The sequence below is a fragment of the Nisaea sp. genome (assembly GCF_039990255.1).
Classification (GTDB): domain Bacteria; phylum Pseudomonadota; class Alphaproteobacteria; order Thalassobaculales; family Thalassobaculaceae; genus Nisaea.
Genome location: NZ_JBDXGG010000025.1, coordinates 100,733 through 119,896, shown reverse-complemented (window position 1 = coordinate 119,896; position 19,164 = coordinate 100,733). Strand labels below are relative to the sequence as shown.

Below are 19,164 nucleotides of genomic sequence, written 5' to 3'. Positions count from 1 at the left end.
AAATCCTGATCCGGAAAAGCGCCGCGCCGCCTCCCGCATCGACATCCCATCTTCGATCGCAAACACCCGCCTCCGCGTTCATCGAAGATGCTCTAGAAAGCGTTGAACCCTGTCAGGTTTCGCCCGATGACCAGCTTCTGGATCTCGGTGGTGCCATCGGGGATCGGCATGATCTTTGCGTTTCGGAAATGGCGTTCCACGGGAAATTCCCGGGTGATGCCGTTGCCGCCATGGATCTGCACGGCCTTGCCGGCGATCTCGACGGCCATTTCCGTCGCATACCATTTCGCCATTGATGTCTGCGTATCGCAGCGCACACCTAGATCCAGCAGTTGCAGCCCGCGCTGGCAAAGGAGCCGCGCGGCATCCAGTTGAGTAGCCATGTCGGCCAGATACCCCTGTATCATTTGATGCCCGCCGATCGGCTTGCCGTGCTGTTCGCGCTCCTTGGCATAGGCGACCGCGCATTCCAACGCGGCCTGTGCGATGCCGACGCTGGTCAGCCCGACGAAGACGCGCGCGCTTTCGAACAATTTCAGGGTCTGGAACAGCCCGCCCCCGGCATTGCCCAGGACATGTGCCGAGGTGGTCTCGGCCCGGTCGAAGAACAGTTCGCAGGTGGAAGCGCCGACCAACCCCATCTTGCGCAGCTCACGGCTTTCATAACCACCCTTGTCGCGGTCGACGATGACCATGGAAATCCCGTCGTCGAGGTTGCAAACCACGATCGCGAAATCCGACTGGGCGCCGTTGGAGATCCACAGTTTCTGGCCGGTGATGAAGATCTTGTCGCCCTCGCGCTCGGCGCGCGTTTTCACCTCGCGCACGTTCGAGCCGACCGAGGGTTCGGAGATGCAGGTGGCGCAGATACGTTCACTGCGCAATAGCGGTTTGAGATAGGCCTCTTTCTGCGCCTTGTCCCCCAGCAGGTTGATCGCGAACACCGCGTGGCCCTGGATCAGCACGGCGATGGCCAGATCGGCCCAGATGCGGGCCAGTTCCTCGTAGAGGATGCCATAGGTCATCCGGTCGATCACGGCGCCGCCATCGGCCTCGGGGATCAGCCCGCTGATCAGCCCGAATTCCTCGACCTTGGCGAACAGGCCCTTGAGGGTTTCCGCATTGGGGGGATAGCCCAGCTCTTCGTATTTCTCGGCCAGCGGCGCGAACTCGGACTCCGCCATCTTGCGGAAGTTCTCCAGCAGCATGCGCTGTTCGTCGGTATAGATTGCCTGTGCGGCGGCGATCACGTTTTCCATTGCAGTCTTCCTGTTTTAGCGGCCCAGAATAGTGACGCAGGCCGCGGCTTCCTCGACGCCATGCAGCCCGCCGCCGTTCTCGGCGATGGCGTTCTGCGCACCCTCGACCTGACGCGCGCCGGCCTCTCCGCGCAGCTGCGTGACCAGTTCGAAAATCTGTCCGATGCCGGTGGCGCCCACCGGATGGCCCTTGGATTCCAGCCCGCCCGAGGGGTTCACCGGGATGCGCCCGCCGATCTTCGTCTCGCCGCGCAGGCTGGCCGGTCCGCCCTCGCCGAACTCGACAAAGCCGAGGTTCTCGATCTGGATGACCTCGCCCACGGCAGTGGCGTCATGCACTTCTGCCAGGGCCATGTCCTCGGGGCCGACCCCGGCCAGCTCATAGGCCTGAAGCGCAGCCAGCCGGGTCAGGTGGTTCCTGAAATCCTCCGGCGCGCGGTCGGTGCCGGACCGCAGGACCGCGGCCTTGACCTTGATCGCCCGGGCAGGATCGAGACCCAGCCTTTTCAACCCCTCGCAGGTGCACAGCACCGCCGCCGCTGCGCCGTCCGAGATCGGGGCGCACATCGGCAGGGTCAACGGGTAGGTGATCGGCGGCGCGGCCAGAACCTGTTCCACGGTCATGGAATCGCGATACTGCGCCAGCGGGTTATGCGCGGAATGCGCGTGGTTCTTGGCGGCGACGGCGGCGAACTGTTCCTGCGTGGTGCCGAAGGTCTTCATGTGCAGCCGCGCGAAGCCGGCATAAACATCCATGAAGACGCTGTACGGCTTGGGCGATTTCGAGCCCTCGGGCTCTGTCACCCCGGTGCCCAGATCGGCCAGCCGCCGCGCAACCTCTTCGCCGTTGCTCACGTCCCAGCCGCTGTCGAACGCCGAGAACATCAGCGCGCGGTCGTCGGAGTACATTTTCTCGGCGCCCACGGCCAGGCAGCAATCGCCATTGCCGGCCTTGAGGAAATCCACTGCCAGCTTGAACCCGGTCGAGGCGCTGGCGCAGGCGTTTTCGACATTCACCACCGGAATGCCCTGGATGCCCATCTCGCGCAGCGCGATCTCGCCGCGGATCATGTGCTGGCCTTCCATGTGGCCCTGCACCGCGTTCGAGAAGAACGCGCCGTCGATTTTCTCCCCTGACAACCCTGCATCCGTCAAGGCGTCGGTGACGGCCTCGTGGGTCATGCCCTTGATCGATTTTTCCCGAAATTTTCCGAACGGCGTCATGCCGACGCCGACAACATAGATATCCTGCATTATTCGTTCCCCCTGACTCAATAGCCGCGGAATTTCGGTTTTCGTTTTTCGGCAAAGGCCGTCAGCCCTTCGCGCATGTCCCATGACCGCATATGTGCGCGCAGGTTCAGCATCTCTTCGGCCAGTGCCGCGGTTTCGTCGACGTTCAGTGACCGGTTGGCGACCGCCTTCATGCGGCGCAGCACGGCCGGACTTTTGTCAGACAACTTGTTGGTAAAGACCTGAACCGCGTTGCGAAGATCGGCATCGGGGACGACCTTGTTCACCAATCCCCAGTCCATCATCTCGCGCGCCGAGACGTTCTCACCCGAGAACAACAGGTATTTGGCGCGGTTCAGCCCGATCCGGCGCGGCAGGATCGCCGCACCACCGGCCCCGGGAAAGACGCCGAAATTGGAATGGGCATCGCCCAATTGCGCGCTTTCGGCGGCAAAGACCAGATCGCAGGCCATCACCATTTCAAGGCCGCCCGCCATCGCCAGCCCGTTCACGGCCGCAATTACGGGTTTGGGGCCATTGCGCATCAGTCCGAATGCGTGATCGACCAGATCCAAAAGATCCGGTTCGCCCGGGGCATGTTTCGCGCCTGCGACTTCCTTCAGGTCTGCGCCGGCACAAAACGCCCGTCCGGTTCCGGTCAGGGCGATGGCGCGAACGCTGTCATCGCTCATGGCGTTCTCGATCGCCTGCGTCATCTCGTGCAGCATCTGCATCGAGATCGCGTTCATCTGGTCGGTTCTCTGGAAAGTGATCCACTCGGTTTGACCGACCCGTTCGAGGGATAGGGTCCTGGGCGCTTCAGCCATTCTAAACCTTTGAAATATAAGGATAAATTTTTATTTTAGGGTTGCTTTTTGCGGGATCTTGCGATGCTATGGGCGGGCCCGCGCGCGGGTGAAACGAGAACGGGAGCCCAAAATGAGCAATGCACCACTTTACGGTTTGAAGATCCTCAGTCTGGCGGAACAGTTTCCTGGCCCGTATGCGACGATGCTCTTGTCGGATATGGGGGCCGAGGTCATCATGATCGAACGCCCGGGCCTTGGCGATCCGGCACGGCAGTTTCCGCCGCTGTTCAGGGCGCTGAACCGGGGTAAGCGCAGCGTAGCGCTGGATCTGAAATCCACGGAGGGGTTGGCACGGTTCCGTGAATTGGCCCGGTCGGCCGACGTGATCGTCGAGGGATTCCGGCCCGGGAAGCTCGACGCGCTGGGAGCCGGGTATGAAGCGATACGAAAGATCAACCCGCGGCTGGTTCACGTGTCGGTTTCGGGCTACGGACAGGATGGGCCCTATCGTGACCGGGCGGGGCACGACCTGAGTTATGAAGGTGTCGGCGGATTGTTGGCAGATCAGGCCGAAACCGGAAAACCCGGGGTGTTGCCGGCTATTCCGCTTGCCGATATCGGCGCCGCGCTGTTTGCGGCCATTGCAATCCTTTCGGCAGTGGTCTCCAGCCAGAGGACGGGGAATGGCCGCTATGTCGACGTGTCGATGTCGGATGCGGTGGTTTCCATGCTCACCGCGTTTCTCGTACCCGCGGCCAATGGCACACCGTTGGGCGATTTCATCGCCGAACCGGCCTATGGCGTTTTCACCTGCGGCGACGGCAAGCTTGTGACGCTGTCCATCGCGCATGAAGATTGGTTCTGGCGCCCGTTCTGCGAAGTGATCGGCAAGCCCGAGCATGCGGGATTGAAAGGCCGCGAACGTGTCGCCCGAAAGGACGAGCTGCGCCAAGAGATCGCGGCGGTACTGGTGGGCAGGACGCGCGATGAATGGGGGCAGATATTCGATGGGGCGGGGGTGCCCTGGGGCCCGGTCAATTCGCTGGCCGAAACTCTTGATGACCCGCATGTGCGCGCCAGAGGCCTGTTGCGAACGCTTGCGCGCGAAGATGGCGGTGCCGAGGTCTTTCTGGTCCAGCCCCTGAAATTCGACGGTTTTGAAACCGAATTGTCCGGCCCGCCGCCGGCCATCGGTGCCGACAACAAAACCCTTCTTGGAGAAGGACCTGTCTAAGGTCCATTCTCCGCATTGGTTGTTAGCAGGCAAAGGAATACCCGCCATTGACCGGATAGGTTTGCCCGGTGATCCAACTGGCCGCATCCGAGCACAGAAACAGGATCATTCCCGCGGGATCTTCCGGTTCGCCCAACCGGCGGATCACATACTGCGACAAAGCGCGCTTTTCGGTTTCCGCATCGGGGATAAGATCGGCAACCGCCGGCGTTCTGGTGCCGCCGAGGGCTACGCAATTGGCCGTGATCCCGAACCGGCCGCCGGCTTTTGCGATGGCGCGCATGAAACCCGCGGCCCCCGCTTTAGCGCCGGAATAGACCGCCAGATGCGGTTCGCCCACACGGCCCGCATCGGAAATGACCGTCACGATGCGCCCATAACCACCTTTGACCATCAAGGGCATCGCGTGACGGGTACAGTTCAGCACCCCGTCAAAATTGGTCGCCATCCAGCGCTTCCATTCCGTGGGGTCCGATTCCCAAAAAGGCACCAGATCATCGAGCCGCGAGGTCGGCCCCGCGTTCCCGGCGTTGTTGACCAGAATATCCACGCTTCCCAGAGCCGACTGCGCCTCGGCGAAGGCCGCGCCGACGGCCTCGAAGTCCGAGACGTCAAAGGCGATCGGCAGCGCCTTGACACCTGCCGCTTCGACTTCCGCAGCAACGCTTTCCGCCCGCTCGGCGTGGAAGTCGTTGATCATAACGGCACTGGCGCCGTGCTCGGCCAGGTAAAGCGCAACCTGTCGGCCCACGCCTTGCCCCGCTCCGGTTACAATTGCAGTACGTCCCTTGATATGGAGTATGTCACTCATTGTCGTTCCTTCCTACCCGAGCCAGCGCTTGCGGCGCCGATAGTGCTTGATGTCGCGATAGCTCTTCCGTTCGCCTGAGGCGGAGACACCAAGATAGAACTCTTTGACGTCCTCGTTTTCTGCGAGTTTGTCTGCCGGGCCATCCAGAACGATGCGACCGTTTTCCATCACATAGGCATAGTCGGCGATCGACAGGGCCGCGGCGCTGTTCTGTTCGACCAGAAAGAAGGTCGTGCCTTGGGCCTTGAGCTGCTTGAGAACTTCGTAAACATCGCGGATCATCATCGGCGCCAATCCCAGCGACGGCTCGTCGATTACGATGATCCTAGGCCTTGCCATCATTGCCCGGCCGATCAGCAACAATTGCTGTTCGCCACCCGACATGAAGCCGGCGGTGCGACTGCGCAGGTCCGCAAGGCGCGGCATCAGGGAATATACGTGATCCAGCCGGTGTTTCAATTCGGTCGCGTTGGGCGCCATATGCCCGCCCACGATCAGGTTTTGCTCGGAGGTCAGGTGACGCAACACGCGTCGGCCCTCCATCACATGGATCAGTCCGTTCTTTACAACATCCGACGCTTCCAGATTCTGGACCGGCTTGCCGTTTAAGATGATCGATCCCGCCGAAACTTTCCCGTCTTCGGATTTCAGCGTCCCGGAAATGGCTTTAAGCGTTGTGCTTTTTCCGGCCCCGTTGCCCCCAAGCAGCGCGACGCATTGACCTTCGCGTACAGTGATGGAAACACCCTTGAGCGCCAAGATAACGTCGGAATAGATCACTTCTACGTTGTTGAGTTCCAGCATGGCCTTCGCGCCTGGGTTTCGGGACGGAAACGGGCGCCGCTTGTGCGGCGCCCGGTTCATCTCACCATTTTTGAACGACGGGAATGTCGACGCTCGTCGCTTCGATGACGATCTTGCCGTTTCTGACCGTGCCAATATTCACCTTGAGGCCTTCCAGCGGGAAGGGCGCATCAGGGGTAAAGGTTAGCGTCGGCAGGAAACCGTTCGTTTCCTCGGTGGTGATCGGCTTGGAAAAGAGCGCCTTGCGCACAGCTTCGCCGGTCAGACCTTCGGCGCCGTTTTCCTGGATCGCGTGCTCGATGACCGTGGCGACAAAGAGACCTTGAGAAATGCCCATGGCGGTCACCACGTTCCAGGGCGCTTTAAGCCCGTAGTCCGAGGTCAGGGTGTTATAGAACTGCCGGGCCGGGCTGTCCTCGTCGGCCGCAATCGCCATACCGTAGGCTTCGTAATCGCCTTCGAGCTGTTCGAGACCGCCCAGGGCCCCTCCGGAGGCCGGCAACCCGTTGTGCGAGCTCATCATGATCGGGACGTTGGCGCCGTTGGCCTGCAATCCGCGCTTCGCGGCCACGACGATCGAAGTGTTGGTCTGGATGACCAGCGCCTCGGCCCCTGAACGTGCGACGCGGCGCATCTGGGTTGTCAGATCGGTGGGCTGCACCTCGGTATAGATAACCTCGACGATGTCGATATCATCGGGATTCTGTTCGGCATAAAGCTCGAGACCCTTCGCCATGTCCACATAGGCAGGAGAAGCTTCGGAGGCCAGGATCGCAACCTTGATCGGCTCGTCTCCGCCCCGCTGCTTGCGCAGCCAGGACAGAAATCCTGCGCTCTCATGCGAATAGGTCGGGCGCGGATTGAAAATCCAGGAATCGGGCTTCCAGGCAAAGCCATAAGCGGCCGTGGACATGAACATGGGGATCTTGTCTTCCGGCAGCCGCTCAGACAGAGCGGCGACATCGGGCCCGCCCAAACCAACAACCGCTATCGGATTCAGTTCCGATTTGATGCCGGGCCACAGGCTTGCAACCTGTGCTGCATCGTAGCGGGTTTCATAGTTCTTGAAGTTCAGCGTGACCCCAAGTTCCTTGCCGCGTGTCTCATTCCACCAGTTGAACACGGTCTCGCGGCCGCTTGCCAGAACAGGCATGATATCGGCATAGGGACCCGAGAAGTCCGACAACAGGGCAAGGTTATAGCTCGTTTCGGCTTGCACCTTCGCAGGCACGACGGTTGCGAAGGCGATAGCGCTCACTGCCAACAGACTACGAAGGCCTGAATGTGTTTTGTAGGTCATTTTGCTTCCTCCTTGGTTGCTGGCCGCCCGATCCGTCAATAAGGGAACGGCCAGATGCGATAAGATGACTTCAGGATGTTCCAGCGATGCATCAGCCCTTTCGGTTCGAGGATCATGAATAAAGCGATCACGCCGCCGAGAATTACATTCATGCCGGCGAACACGATGTCGCCGCCCACGAAAGGCACTGACTCGGCGATGTTGGGGCCAACCGTCGCGATAATTTCCTGAATGATGCGAATGACGAAAACACCGATCAACGCCCCCACGATCGACCCCATCCCTCCGACAATGATCATCGCTACGAAGAAGATGGAATGGAACAGCGTGAACTGATCGACCCCGACAAAGCGGATCATATAGGCCCAAAGCGCCCCACCCACGCCGGCGTAGAAAGCACCGATCAGAAAGGCGTTGGCCTTGGTGGCCGCGACGTTGATCCCCATGATACCCGCAGCCACGTCATCGTCCCGGACCGCGACGAAGGCACGGCCGAACCGGGACCGGACGATCCCGAATGCGCCCGCAATCATGATCGCGGCAACAGCGAAACTCAGATAGAACTGCGCGGTCTCGCTGACGAAGCGCAGGCCGAAAAGTTCCGCAGGCGGCACAGTGATACCGTTTGATCCACCCATCCAGGTCGACGGCAGATTCAAGACCGCGAAATGAAAGATGAACTGTGCCGCGATCGTCGTCAGGGCAAGATAGAAACCCTTGATCCGGGCCGCGGTCAGTCCGAAGAGAAAGCCGAATACCGCGGCTGCGATTCCCGCCAGGGGAATGACCAACAGGAATGTAAGCCCGGTTTTGGAGGCCAGTATCGAGGCGGTATAGGCTCCGACACCCATGAATGCCGCTTGGCCCAGATTGATCTGGCCGGCATAACCCGTGCATATCTGAAGTCCCACGGCGATGACCGCGCTGATCAGCATCATGTTCAGGACTGCGATGATGCGCGCGCCCACCAGATAGGGAGCGGCCAGCATGAGAGCGAGGAACAGGACGAGGGCAAGTGCCTGCCAGCGCGTGCGTATGAGGCGTCTGTCGGCTTGATAGCTTGTCGGGAAGATGCCTGAAGGATCCATGGCTTATACCCGCTCGATGGTGCGCCAACCGAACAGGCCGGTGGGACGGATCAGCAGAATGGCAAGCATGATGATATAGGGCACGACACTGCCCAGGGAGCCGCCGATAACTGGGTCGAGGTAGTTTGTTGTCAGGCTCTGGACGATGCCGATGATGACCCCGGCCAAAATCAGCCCTCCGATCGATTCCAGCCCGGCGAATAGCGCCACGGGCAGCGCGGCAAATCCGATATCGGAGGCCAGGAAGGTCAGGGATTTGCCGCTGAGAAAGATCATCGCGCCAACCGTGGACAGGATTGCGCCGAGAACCCAGGCGAAGGCGATCGAACTCTTCACGGAGATCCCCATTGAAGACGCAACGACATGATCTTCGGCCACCGCTGTCATCCGCAGCCCGGGTCGGGTCCGGTTGAAGAACCACGACAGACCGGCGGCCGCGACAATGGTGATGATTCCACCAATCAGCAGGTTCAACGGAATCAGCATGTCCCCAAGGAAGAGGGGTTTCAGCGGGAAGATTACCGGGAAGGGCCGAACCGCGGGGCCGAACAGCAGCAGAACAAACCCGCGAAGCAAAATCAGCAGGCCGACTGTCACCATGACCATCGAAAAGACTGATTCACCGATCAGTTTTGTCAGAAATATCCGCTCGATCAGGTATCCTACAAAACCTGCGAGAAGCAGCGACAGCGGTATCGACAGCCAAAGGCTCAATCCGGCCTGCAAGGTGGTGAACCAGACGATGAAGCCGCCGATGATCACCAGTTCGCCCTGAGCGAAATTGAAAACCTTGCTGGCGCGGTAGATCACGACAAAGCCCATGGCCACCAGCGCGTATAGCAGGCCGATCAATGCCCCGGTTATGATATCATTGACGAAGTAGACCACTGTTGCCGACCTCCCTTATGTTTCCGACTGCCGGTTGACAGTCTTTGATATGCTCTCGACATCCAACACGAGAACCTTGGCCTCAAGCGTGCCCTGGCGGCCGTCCTGATAGGTCACGGCGATCTTGAGATCGGCCTTGTCGGCACCGCTATAGATAGCCGCGACAAGGTCCGCATATCGCTCTTCCAGAAATCCGCGCCGAAGTTTCCGGCTCCGGGTCAGTTCACCTTCGTCCGGGTCGAGTTCTTTCGGAAAATTCGCAAACCGCGCAACGTGTGAACCTTCCGGCAGCAAGGCGTTAATGCGCGTAATCTCGCCCTTTATGAGATCCAGAATCTCGGGCTTTTGCGACAGATCGGTATAGGTCGAGAAGCTGATATTGTTCTCTTCCGCCCAGCGGCTGAGGACTTCCATGTCGATATTGATCAGCGCGCCGACGAAGTCACGGGATTCGTCACCCAATGTCATTAAATCTTTGATGAAGGGGCTGTAGCGCAACCGCGTTTCAATGAACTGCGGCGGATAGCTGTGACCGTTTGCCAGGCGGCGCATGTCTTTCACCCGGTCATAAAACAAGAGCTCTCCATCGTCGGTCATCGAGACCGCGTCGCCGGTGGCATACCAGCCGTCTTCGGTCTGCGCCTCGGCCGTCTTGTCCGGTTTGCCGAAATATCCGCCAAAGCCCGACCCGCCGCGCACCTGCAATTCGCCCTCAGGGGAGATCCGGAATTCGAGCGGATCGCCATAGGCGGGATTGGTCTGCATCCAGCAGCCGCTGGTTTCCAGCTGATAGCTTTCGCCCATATGCGCGGTCATCAGCCCGACCTCGGTCGCGCCATAGACGTTGCGCAGCTTGACGCCCATCGCGTGGAACATGCGGAACACGTCCGGAGCCATCAGTGCGCCGCCGCTCATGGCGTTCCGGGCCTTTCCCAGGCCGAGATTGTCGCGCAGGTGGTGCAACACCAGAGCCTCGGCAAAGGGCAGTTGAAGCCGCGCGGCAAGCCTTGGCGTCCGGCCTTCCAGGCGTTCGACATAGACGCCGCGGCCGACCTTCATCCCCCAGTTGTACAGCGCCCGGCGTATCGGACCGGCGCCCAGCATCCGCGCCTGCACGATCGAGGCGAGGTTCTCCCACTGGCGCGGACTGAAAACCAGCGCGTCCACCGCTAATTCGCGGATATTGGCGAGCACGTCTTCGGGACCTTCGGGGAAATTCACCACCATCGGGCCGATCAGGCCGATGGACAGGCCAAAGATCTGCTCGGTCACCCAAGCGGGGGAGATGTAGGTCAGGTATTCCGTCCCCGGGGTGATGTCGATCGCACCCATCACCCGCGACGTGTTGTCGAACAGGTAGCGGTGGGTGATGATCACACCCTTCGGCTTGCCGGTGGTGCCGGAGGTATAGGACAGAACCGCGATGTCGCCGGCCTTGCCGCGCCGCACATGGTCTTCGAACCTTTCTGGGTCCTTGGCGTGGACATGCCTCCCGGTCTGGCTGACCCTCTCGAACGAGCGCAGCATGGGGTGATCGTAGTTCCACAGCCCGGAATCATCCCAATAGACGATCCCAAGCACCCCCTCGACCCGGTCGACGATCTCCAGGCATTTGTCGACCTGTTCCTGATCCTGCGCCAAAAAGACACGGGTGCGAGAATCCTGCGCCAGATAGAGGATCTCTTCGGTTGTCTGGTCGGGATATACCGACAGGACCTTGCCGCCCAAAGACTGAACCGCGTATTCGGCCCAGAAATGTTCGGGTTCGTTCTCGCCGATCAGCATCACCGAGTCGCCGGCCGAAAGACCCATCTCCTCCAGACCAAGCGCCAGCGCCCGGACGCATTCCAGCACATCGGCCCAGGTGAACTCGCGCCAAATGCCCAGCCGCTTGTGACGCTGGGCCAAGGCATCGGGGGCGGAGCCCGCCCGCGCCAACAGGACCTGCGGCAGGGTTTCGCTTTGCGTGACGGCGGGGTCGGTGAAGGTTTTGGCAGATTGCTGCGTGACCATGAAACTATCCCAGATAAGCTTTGATCACGGCCGGGTTCTTCTGGATTTCCGCCGGCGTGCCCTCGGCGATGACCCGCCCGAAATCCAGCACCACCACGCGGTCGGCAAGATCCATCACCACGCTCATGTCATGTTCGACAAGGACCACCGGGATCTTGCGCGCCTCGCGCACGTCCAGGATGAACCGGGCAAGGTCCTCTTTCTCCTCCGAATTCATCCCGGCCATGGGTTCGTCCATCATCAGGATCGACGGCTCTTGCGCCAAGGCGCGGCCCAGATCGACCCGTTTGCGCAGGCCATAGCCCAGCGTGCCCACAGGCTTGTTGCGGATCGCCTCGATTTCCAGAAAGTCGATGATCTCCTCGGCAGCCTTGCGGTGCTCGGCCTCTTCGCGCATCACCGGGCCAAAGTGGAAAAAGGCCTGAACAACGTTCGAATTCATCAGGGTGTGCCGGCCGATCATGATGTTTTCGATCACGGTCTGCCCGGCGAAAAGATGGGTGCCCTGAAAGGTTCGCGCCAGACCGCTGCGCGCGATCTGGTCGACCCGCAGCCCCGTCACGTCCTTTCCCGACAGTTCCACATGCCCCTGCTGGGGGCGGTAGAACCCGGCGGTCACGTTCAGAAGAGAGGTCTTGCCGGCGCCGTTCGGCCCGATGATCGCAAGCAGTTCGCCGTCGTTGACGGTGACCGAAACATCGTCAAGCGCGGTCACCCCGCCGAATTTGAGCGTCGCGCCGCGCACCGCAAGCGGTGCCGCACTGGTTTCCGCCGCGGCGCTCATGACATGGTTCCGCAGATGCTGCGACACACACTGCGCGGCTGCAGTTCAACACAGGTTGCCGCCGCAGAAACAGCGAGACGACTCTTTGGCAATGTTCTCCTCCCGGCCCCGTTTTTGTATCGGGCCGTCAAGTCCGTTTTTGCGAACTCTGTTAGTATTTTTCTAACATACGTTAGAAATATGAGTCAATATGAAACGCCGCGTGACCGACGTTGCCGTTGCGTCATTTTCCGGCGTAGTTCGCGATGAAACTGCGCAATCCGGTCTGGTCCTGACACCAGACCGCGCCTTCGCCGCCATCGTCCCTGCAATGCAGATGCAACCTGCAGGGAAGAGTGACCGGCGCGGCCCCGCGGAACGAAAACCGCCCCGGCGTATGCCCCAGCGCATCGGCCGCGATATTCAGGAGTAGGGTCGCCTGCAACGGTCCGTGAACCACCAGGCCCGGATAAGCCTCGGTTCGGGTCGTGTAGACATGGTCATAATGGATACGATGCGCATTGAACGTCAGCGCGGAATACCGGAACAGAAGCGTGGGATCCGGAGTGACCACGGATTTCAGCGTGTTCGGTTCCGTTTCGTCGGGCGCTGCGTGTGCCGGCGCGGTCCGGGGGGGCGCGACATCCTTGTATACGATGTCCTGGCGTTCCGAGATGCAGACCTGGCCGCGGCAGGTATATTCGTGCCGCACGGTGACGAACACCAGTTCTCCGCTGCGGCCCTGTTTCGCGGCGATGTCTTCGACCACCGAATGCCGAGTGACGGTTTCGCCAACCGTGAGCGGGGCGATATGGGTCACGTCACCTCCTGCCCACATCCGCGAGGGCAGGGGGACCGGCGGCAGAAAGGCACCCTTCTTGGTGTGCCCGTCAACGGCCAGGGCGTCGGACGGCACCGCCTCTAGCGCCAGGCACCAGTGAATCCCCAGCGGGGCCGCGCCCGCCCGGTCGCTAAGATGTGTACCAAGAGTGGCGCGGAACCGTTCGATCAGCCCCGGGGTCAGGATGTCGTCCTTGGTGTCGGTGCGCCCCAGCCAGGGCTTGAGTGTGCCAAGATCGGTTTTGCTCATGGTCCCCGCCTCAGAAGGATCGCGGCATACCCAGGATATGCTCGCCGACATAGGACAGGATCAGGTTGGTCGAAATCGGGGCCACCTGATACAGCCGGGCCTCGCGGAACTTTCGCTCCACATCATATTCCCGCGCGAAACCAAAGCCGCCATGGGTCTGGATGCAGGCATTGGCCGCTTCCCAGCTGGCCTCCGAGGCCAGCAGCTTGGCCATATTCGCCTGCGCCCCGCAATCCAGCCCGGCATCGAACCGTCTGCAGGCCTCAAAGCGCATCAGGTTGGCGGCCTCGATGTTCACATAGGATCTGGCGATGGGAAACTGCACGCCCTGGTTCTGGCCGATGGGACGGTCAAAGACCACGCGGTCGCCGGCATAGACGCGGGCCTTATCCACGAACCAATAGCCATCGCCGATGCATTCCGCCGCAATAAGGGTCCGTTCGGCATTCAGACCGTCAAGAATGTGGTAAAACCCGCGCCCCTCGGTGCCGATCAGGTTCTCGGCGGGGATTTCTAGGTTGTCGAAGAACACCTCATTGGTTTCGTGGCCGGGCATATTGGCGATGGGGCGGACCTCCATGCCTTTGCCGATGGCCTCTCTCAAATCGACCATAAAGATCGACAGGCCCTGCGACCTTTTCTTGACCTCGTTCAGCGGCGTGGTGCGTGCCAGCAGGATCATCAGGTCGGAATGCTGGATGCGGCTGATCCAGACCTTCTGGCCGTTGATCACATAGCGGTCACCCTTTTTGACCGCCGTGGTCTTCAGTTTGGTGGTATCGGTCCCGGTGGTCGGCTCGGTCACGGCCATGGATTGCAAGCGCAACGCGCCGCTGGCGATGCCGGGCAGGAATTTCTGCTTCTGCTCCTCCGAACCGTGTCTGAGAAGCGTGCCCATATTGTACATTTGCCCGTGACAATGGCCCGCATTGCCGCCGCAGCGGTTCACCTCTTCCATAATGATCGAGGCCTCGGTCAGCCCCAGACCCGAACCGCCGTATTCCTCGGGGATCATCGCGGCCAGCCACCCCTCGCGGGTCAGCGCATCGACAAACTCCTCGGGGTAGGTTTCGTTTTCGCCGAACTTGCGATGATATTCTGGCGGAAACTGCGCGCAGAGTGCGCGCACGGCGTCGCGCAGATCGGTGTGAGTGTCTGGGGCTGACGTCTGCATTGGTTACTTCGCTCCCGGACCCGACGTTTCAAGAATTTCCTGCTCGGCACGCTGCCAAAGCTCGTAGGAAATCGGGTTTTCGCTCTCTTCGAGGATGTGACCGACCAGACCGATCGCCCTCGCCATCACGCCAAAGCCGCGCACGATCTTCCACGGGAAGCCGAATTCGCAGCAGATCGCGCCGATCGCGCCGGTGGCGTTGATCGGCAGCATCTTGCCCGATTTCTCCTCGGCCACGGCTTGAATCTTCTGGATCAGCGCGATGTACTCGCCCGACTTGCCGTTCTCGGCCGCGATCTGGAACAGACGCGGCGCGCGCGGGTCGACGGGCTTGTGGACCGGATGGCCCAGACCCGGCACGATGGCCTTCCTGGCACGGAACTTCTCGACGGTCTCGACGGCGATCGCGTCCAGATCGGCGCTGGTGCCCAGCTTGTCCTGGGGCAGCGCCTCGTAGAGCATCTTCGATGCGCCTTCCATCGAGCCGACAAAGACTGTGCCCAATCCGCACAGCCCGGCCGCAACGGCGGCCTGAAGCGATTCCGGCGCGCCCATATAGGTCATCCGCGCGGCCAGGGCAGAGGGCGTGATGCCATGTTCCACCAGCGTGATGACGATGGCGTTGAAGACCCGGCTTTCCTCGGGCGTGGCCTTGCGGCCCGTCAGTTGCAGAAACGCCAGATCGCCGAGGTTCATGTGGCCGAGGATTTCGTTGGGCAGGTCGAGCCCGCGCACGTTGATCTGGTCGGGCGTGCTCCAGCCGATTTTCGAGCTGATCTTTTCCTTGCGTTTTCCCATCAGACCGGATCCCACGAAAAAACATCCGCCGAAACCTCGAGCGGCGTGAATTGCGATTTGAGCGCGGGAATGGCGCGCTCGGCGATTTCATCGGCGGTCCAGCCATCACCGGAATGGACCGACCGCACCGGGCGGGGCTGGTTGAACAGGAAGATCTCGTTCTTGCGCACCGCGAAGATCTGTCCCGTGACGTCGACGGAGCGGTCGCTCATCAGGAAACAGGCCATCGGCGCGACCTTGGCCGGGGTCATTTCCTTGATCTTCTCGACGCGCGCCTTCTGTTCGGGCGTGTCGGTCTTGATCGACGAGATCATCCGGCTCCAGGCGAAGGGAGCGATACAGTTCGACCGCACGTTCCAGCGCTTGAGGTCCAGCGCGACCGACTTGGAGAAGGCCGCGATACCGAGCTTGGCGGCGGCGTAGTTCGCCTGGGCGTAATTGCCGATCAGACCCGAGGTCGAGGTCATGTGCACCAGCGCGCCGCTTTCCTGTTCGCGGAAATAGTCGGCCGCCGCGCGGCTGGTGTTGAAAGAGCCGTAAAGATGGACCTTCACCACCGCGTCGAAATCCTCATAGGTCATCTTGTGAAAGAACCCGTCGCGCAGGATGCCGGCGTTGTTCACCACCGCGTCGATGCGGCCGAATTCCTTGACCCCGGCTTCGATCATCGCGCGTGCGGCGTCGGGATCGGTGACGTTGCCGCCATCGGCGATCGCGTCGCCGCCTGCGGCCTTGATTTCCTCTACGACCTTCTGGGCCGCGGTCTCGGTCTGGCCGGTGCCCTTCAGCGACGCGCCCAGGTCGTTCACTACCACCGCGGCGCCTTCCGCCGCCGCCATTAGGGCGATGTCGCGTCCGATGCCGCCGCCGGCGCCGGTGACAAGGACCACCTTTCCGTCAAGTGCCTTCGCCATCTTCGTCCTCCCTCAGCTTGCCTTGCGGTAATTGTCGAGACCGCCTGAATGCATGACCCGGCCCATTAGTGGTGCGCCGATAATCTCTTCGGCCTTGACGGCCGCTGCGATCAGCTTGTCCAGGTCGATGCCCGTCTCGATGCCCATTTCGTGGCACAGGAACACCGCGTCCTCGGTGCAGACATTGCCGGCGGCCCGCGCATGGCCGTGGCCCGCGAAGGGACAGCCGCCAAGCCCGGCGACCGAGCTTTCGAACATGTCCACGCCCATCGACAGGGCGGCATAGACGTTGGCGATGCCAAGGCCACGGGTGTCGTGGATGTGCATGCCAATGCGGGCCTCGGGCGCCATTTCGCGCAACGCGCCGATCATGCGCTTGACCGCCTCGGGGTTTCCCCAGCCCATGGTGTCGGCGATCACGAGGATCGGCACGGGGATGTCCTCTTCCTCGCACAGATCAAGGATAAAGCGGAAATCGTCCAGAATGCGTTCCTGCGGGATCGGGCCTTCGTAGTTGCAGCCGAAGGCGGTCATCACATAGGCCGCGTCGACGGCATAGCCCTCTTCCTTGTAAAGGCGCACCCAGTCGCGCTGCCGCTCGCGCATTATGGCGGAGGAGCAGTTGTTGTTGGCTTGCGCGAAGGCTTCGGAGGGGTAGAACAGCAGGCGCGGGTCGATATCGACCTCATGCGCCGTCAGGGCCTTGCGAAACCCCTTGTCGTTCAACCAGAGCGAGGTGTAGTTCACGCCCGGCTTGCGCTTGATGCGCTGGAACAGCTCGCCCGTATCGGCCATCTGGGGCACGAATTCGGGGCTGACGAAACTGCCCACCTGGATACGCTTCAGCCCTGTCTCGCTGAGCATGTCGATCAGTTCGATCCGCTGTTCGATCGGATAAATCTTCTTTTCGATCTGGAAACCCTCGCGCGGGCCTTCCTCGCGGAATTCAACGAATTTGGGAAAGTCGCTCATGCGGTCACTCCTCGGGTGGCAGGATCTCGGCGATGACCTGGCCGCGGTCGACCATGTCCCCATTCGAGACGGTGATGTTGTTGGCCGTACCGGCAGCCGCGGCGCGAATCGAGATCTCGAGTTTCATGGACTCCATGACGGCGATGACATCGCCCTCGGCCACGATCTGGCCGTTGGTGACCTTGACCTCGACGATCATGCCGGTCAGCGGCGAGGTTACGGCGCGATCCGCGGCCGCGTCGCCGCCGGCAAAGTCGAGCGGCGCGGCGGGGTGGAAAACCAGCCGTCCCTCGGGCGTATCCAGCTCGACTACGCCGGCATGGAGCCGCGCTTCGATCAGGTGGACGGTGTCGCCTTCGCTCAGCCGCCAGCGGCCCGGCGTGATTTCACGTGCCGACAGTGTCAGCGCCTCGCCGTTTTCCGAATAGACGGTGAATCTGGCACCCGGTTTGACAGGACCGACGCGCAATTCCTCGGACTTGTCGTCAGAATCGGTCAACGCCACACGCTGCCCCGCCTCCAGCGCGTCGCCGCCCAGGCCCAGCCGCCAGCCGGTGAAGGTATCGCGGTTGGTCCAGGGCTCGGCCGCCGTGTCGCGCCGCCCCGCGGCCACGAACAGCACCGCCGCCGCCGCTTTCCACAGCACGGGGCGGGCCAGCGCGGGCGGTTGCGTTAGCTGATCTATGCGGCCGTCGATCCAGCGGGTATGCACCTGCATCCGTTCGAATTCATGGTTTCGCGCCAGCGCCGTCAGAAAGGCGCGATTGGTCTCGACGCCTTCGACCGCGACATGATCAAGCGCCGTGGCAAGACGCGCCAACGCGGTTTCCCGGTCGGGCGCGTGGACGATCAGCTTGGCGATCATCGGGTCGTAATAGGGTGTGACCGCATCGCCTTCCTCGACACCGCTGTCGATCCGCAGGCCCGATGGCAGGCTGAGCGTGGTGAGCGTGCCGGTCGACGGGGCGAATTGCATCGCCGGGTCTTCGGCGTAAAGCCGCGCCTCGACCGCGTGTCCGTTGATCTTGAGGTCATCCTGCGCCAGGCCCAGGCCCGCGCCTTCGGCGATGCGCAGGTGAAGCGCGACAAGGTCCAGCCCGGTGATCGCTTCGGTGACAGGGTGTTCCACCTGAATGCGCGGATTTACCTCAAGGAAGAAATACTCGTCCCCCGCGACCAGAAATTCCACAGTGCCGAGGCCGCGATAGTCCAGCGTTTCGCCCAGACGCACCGCGTCATGGGCGATCTCGTCCAGAAGCGTGCGCGGCAGACCCCAAGCGGGCGCTTCCTCGATGACCTTCTGGTGGCGGCGCTGAAGCGTGCAGTCGCGTTCGAACAGGTGCACCACGTGGCCCTTGCCGTCGCCGGCGATCTGCACCTCGATATGGCGCGCCTCGGGCAGGAACCGTTCCAGCAGCAGCCCTTCGGAGCCGAAGGTGGATTTCGCCTCGCGCAGTGCGCCCTGGATATCCTCCATCAGCGTGGTCTCGTCGGTCACCAGGCGCTGCCCGCGCCCGCCGCCGCCGCCGACCGCCTTGAGCAGCACCGGCAGGCCCATCTGGCGCACCTCGTCTGCAATTTGCTGCGGATCGGACCGCGCGCCTTCGGCGCCCGAAATCACCGGGACGCCGGCAGCCACGGCGGCCACTTTGGCGCTGGCCTTGTCGCCGAAACGCTCCAGCGTCTCCGGCGTCGGCCCCATGAAGATCATACCGGCGGCTTCGACCGCGCGGGCGAAATCGGGGTTTTCGGCCAGAAAGCCGTAACCGGGATGGATCGCATCCGCGCCCACCGATTGCGCGGCGGCAATCACCGCGTCGATTTTCAGATAGCTCTCGGATGCAGGACCGGCACCGATACAGACAGATTTGCCGATCTCGCGCACATGCAGGGCATTGGCGTCGGCCTGCGAATGCACGCCGACAGGGGTGATACCGCTGGCCCGCGCGGTGCGCGCGATCCGGCAGGCAATTTCGCCGCGGTTGGCAATCAGAAGCGTTTTGATTTTCACGGT

17 protein-coding genes are annotated in these 19,164 nt (G+C 61.7%); 1 reads left to right on the top strand and 16 read right to left on the bottom strand.

Annotated features, from left to right (window positions below; genetic code table 11):
- Window positions 1-92: 92 nt before the first annotated feature.
- Genes ABJ076_RS22865 through ABJ076_RS22855 form a run of 3 tightly spaced genes read right to left on the bottom strand, consistent with a single transcriptional unit; the run spans window position 93 to window position 3,319 of the window.
- Window positions 93-1,259 (bottom strand): acyl-CoA dehydrogenase family protein, encoded by a 1,167-nt coding sequence (locus tag ABJ076_RS22865; RefSeq protein WP_348195907.1) that lies wholly within the window; start codon window positions 1,257-1,259, stop codon window positions 93-95.
- A 15-nt stretch (window positions 1,260-1,274) separates the two neighbouring features.
- Window positions 1,275-2,513: a thiolase family protein gene (locus ABJ076_RS22860; RefSeq protein ID WP_348195905.1), complete on the bottom strand. Its 1,239-nt coding sequence runs from the start codon at window positions 2,511-2,513 to the stop codon at window positions 1,275-1,277.
- A gap of 17 nt (window positions 2,514-2,530) precedes the next feature.
- Window positions 2,531-3,319 (bottom strand): enoyl-CoA hydratase-related protein, encoded by a 789-nt coding sequence (locus tag ABJ076_RS22855; RefSeq protein ID WP_348195904.1) that lies wholly within the window; start codon window positions 3,317-3,319, stop codon window positions 2,531-2,533.
- A 112-nt stretch (window positions 3,320-3,431) separates the two neighbouring features.
- Between ABJ076_RS22855 and ABJ076_RS22850 the strand changes: the two genes are divergently transcribed.
- Window positions 3,432-4,535: a CaiB/BaiF CoA-transferase family protein gene (locus ABJ076_RS22850; RefSeq protein WP_348195902.1), complete on the top strand. Its 1,104-nt coding sequence runs from the start codon at window positions 3,432-3,434 to the stop codon at window positions 4,533-4,535.
- A 22-nt stretch (window positions 4,536-4,557) separates the two neighbouring features.
- Here the strand turns inward: ABJ076_RS22850 and ABJ076_RS22845 are convergent, their stop codons facing one another.
- The 13 genes from ABJ076_RS22845 to ABJ076_RS22785 form a co-directional block, all read right to left on the bottom strand.
- On the bottom strand, window positions 4,558-5,346 hold the full coding sequence (locus ABJ076_RS22845; RefSeq protein WP_348195901.1) for an SDR family NAD(P)-dependent oxidoreductase: 789 nt from the start codon (window positions 5,344-5,346) through the stop codon (window positions 4,558-4,560).
- Between the two features lie 12 nt (window positions 5,347-5,358).
- Window positions 5,359-6,150 (bottom strand): ABC transporter ATP-binding protein, encoded by a 792-nt coding sequence (locus ABJ076_RS22840; RefSeq protein WP_348195900.1) that lies wholly within the window; start codon window positions 6,148-6,150, stop codon window positions 5,359-5,361.
- A gap of 61 nt (window positions 6,151-6,211) precedes the next feature.
- Window positions 6,212-7,450, bottom strand: coding sequence for an ABC transporter substrate-binding protein (locus ABJ076_RS22835; RefSeq protein ID WP_348195899.1), 1,239 nt, complete (start codon window positions 7,448-7,450; stop codon window positions 6,212-6,214).
- Between the two features lie 35 nt (window positions 7,451-7,485).
- On the bottom strand, window positions 7,486-8,538 hold the full coding sequence (locus ABJ076_RS22830; protein ID WP_348195897.1) for a branched-chain amino acid ABC transporter permease: 1,053 nt from the start codon (window positions 8,536-8,538) through the stop codon (window positions 7,486-7,488).
- A 3-nt stretch (window positions 8,539-8,541) separates the two neighbouring features.
- Window positions 8,542-9,426, bottom strand: a complete 885-nt coding sequence (locus ABJ076_RS22825) for a branched-chain amino acid ABC transporter permease (RefSeq protein WP_348195896.1) — start codon at window positions 9,424-9,426, stop codon at window positions 8,542-8,544.
- Window positions 9,427-9,441: 15 nt separating this feature from the next.
- Entirely contained in the window at window positions 9,442-11,439 is a 1,998-nt protein-coding gene (locus tag ABJ076_RS22820; protein ID WP_348195895.1) for an AMP-binding protein, read from the bottom strand.
- A gap of 4 nt (window positions 11,440-11,443) precedes the next feature.
- On the bottom strand, window positions 11,444-12,223 hold the full coding sequence (locus ABJ076_RS22815; RefSeq protein ID WP_348195893.1) for an ABC transporter ATP-binding protein: 780 nt from the start codon (window positions 12,221-12,223) through the stop codon (window positions 11,444-11,446).
- A 223-nt stretch (window positions 12,224-12,446) separates the two neighbouring features.
- Complete coding sequence (locus ABJ076_RS22810) at window positions 12,447-13,292, bottom strand: MaoC family dehydratase N-terminal domain-containing protein (protein WP_348195892.1); 846 nt, start codon at window positions 13,290-13,292, stop codon at window positions 12,447-12,449.
- Between the two features lie 10 nt (window positions 13,293-13,302).
- Window positions 13,303-14,466, bottom strand: a complete 1,164-nt coding sequence (locus ABJ076_RS22805; protein ID WP_348195891.1) for an acyl-CoA dehydrogenase family protein — start codon at window positions 14,464-14,466, stop codon at window positions 13,303-13,305.
- Window positions 14,467-14,469: 3 nt separating this feature from the next.
- Window positions 14,470-15,264: a citryl-CoA lyase gene (locus tag ABJ076_RS22800; protein WP_348195889.1), complete on the bottom strand. Its 795-nt coding sequence runs from the start codon at window positions 15,262-15,264 to the stop codon at window positions 14,470-14,472.
- Window positions 15,264-16,178, bottom strand: coding sequence for an SDR family NAD(P)-dependent oxidoreductase (locus ABJ076_RS22795; RefSeq protein WP_348195887.1), 915 nt, complete (start codon window positions 16,176-16,178; stop codon window positions 15,264-15,266). Before ABJ076_RS22795 ends, ABJ076_RS22800 begins: the two co-directional genes overlap by 1 nt.
- A gap of 12 nt (window positions 16,179-16,190) precedes the next feature.
- The gene (locus ABJ076_RS22790; RefSeq protein WP_348195885.1) at window positions 16,191-17,150 is read right to left on the bottom strand and encodes a hydroxymethylglutaryl-CoA lyase; all 960 of its coding nucleotides are present in this window, start codon (window positions 17,148-17,150) and stop codon (window positions 16,191-16,193) included.
- Between the two features lie 4 nt (window positions 17,151-17,154).
- A complete protein-coding gene (locus tag ABJ076_RS22785; protein WP_348195884.1) occupies window positions 17,155-19,161 on the bottom strand; it encodes a biotin carboxylase N-terminal domain-containing protein in 2,007 nt (668 codons plus the stop codon).
- Window positions 19,162-19,164 lie beyond the last annotated feature (3 nt).

Coding starts and splice junctions, on each gene's coding strand:
- ABJ076_RS22830 (WP_348195897.1), bottom strand. CDS start 8,538: ATGGATCCTTCAGGCATCTTCCCGACAAGCTATCAAGCCGACAGACGC.
- ABJ076_RS22855 (WP_348195904.1), bottom strand. CDS start 3,319: ATGGCTGAAGCGCCCAGGACCCTATCCCTCGAACGGGTCGGTCAAACC.
- ABJ076_RS22800 (WP_348195889.1), bottom strand. CDS start 15,264: ATGGGAAAACGCAAGGAAAAGATCAGCTCGAAAATCGGCTGGAGCACG.
- ABJ076_RS22790 (WP_348195885.1), bottom strand. CDS start 17,150: ATGAGCGACTTTCCCAAATTCGTTGAATTCCGCGAGGAAGGCCCGCGC.
- ABJ076_RS22795 (WP_348195887.1), bottom strand. CDS start 16,178: ATGGCGAAGGCACTTGACGGAAAGGTGGTCCTTGTCACCGGCGCCGGC.
- ABJ076_RS22860 (WP_348195905.1), bottom strand. CDS start 2,513: ATGCAGGATATCTATGTTGTCGGCGTCGGCATGACGCCGTTCGGAAAA.
- ABJ076_RS22850 (WP_348195902.1), top strand. CDS start 3,432: ATGAGCAATGCACCACTTTACGGTTTGAAGATCCTCAGTCTGGCGGAA.
- ABJ076_RS22865 (WP_348195907.1), bottom strand. CDS start 1,259: ATGGAAAACGTGATCGCCGCCGCACAGGCAATCTATACCGACGAACAG.
- ABJ076_RS22815 (WP_348195893.1), bottom strand. CDS start 12,223: ATGAGCGCCGCGGCGGAAACCAGTGCGGCACCGCTTGCGGTGCGCGGC.
- ABJ076_RS22820 (WP_348195895.1), bottom strand. CDS start 11,439: ATGGTCACGCAGCAATCTGCCAAAACCTTCACCGACCCCGCCGTCACG.
- ABJ076_RS22840 (WP_348195900.1), bottom strand. CDS start 6,150: ATGCTGGAACTCAACAACGTAGAAGTGATCTATTCCGACGTTATCTTG.
- ABJ076_RS22805 (WP_348195891.1), bottom strand. CDS start 14,466: ATGCAGACGTCAGCCCCAGACACTCACACCGATCTGCGCGACGCCGTG.
- ABJ076_RS22810 (WP_348195892.1), bottom strand. CDS start 13,292: ATGAGCAAAACCGATCTTGGCACACTCAAGCCCTGGCTGGGGCGCACC.
- ABJ076_RS22835 (WP_348195899.1), bottom strand. CDS start 7,450: ATGACCTACAAAACACATTCAGGCCTTCGTAGTCTGTTGGCAGTGAGC.
- ABJ076_RS22845 (WP_348195901.1), bottom strand. CDS start 5,346: ATGAGTGACATACTCCATATCAAGGGACGTACTGCAATTGTAACCGGA.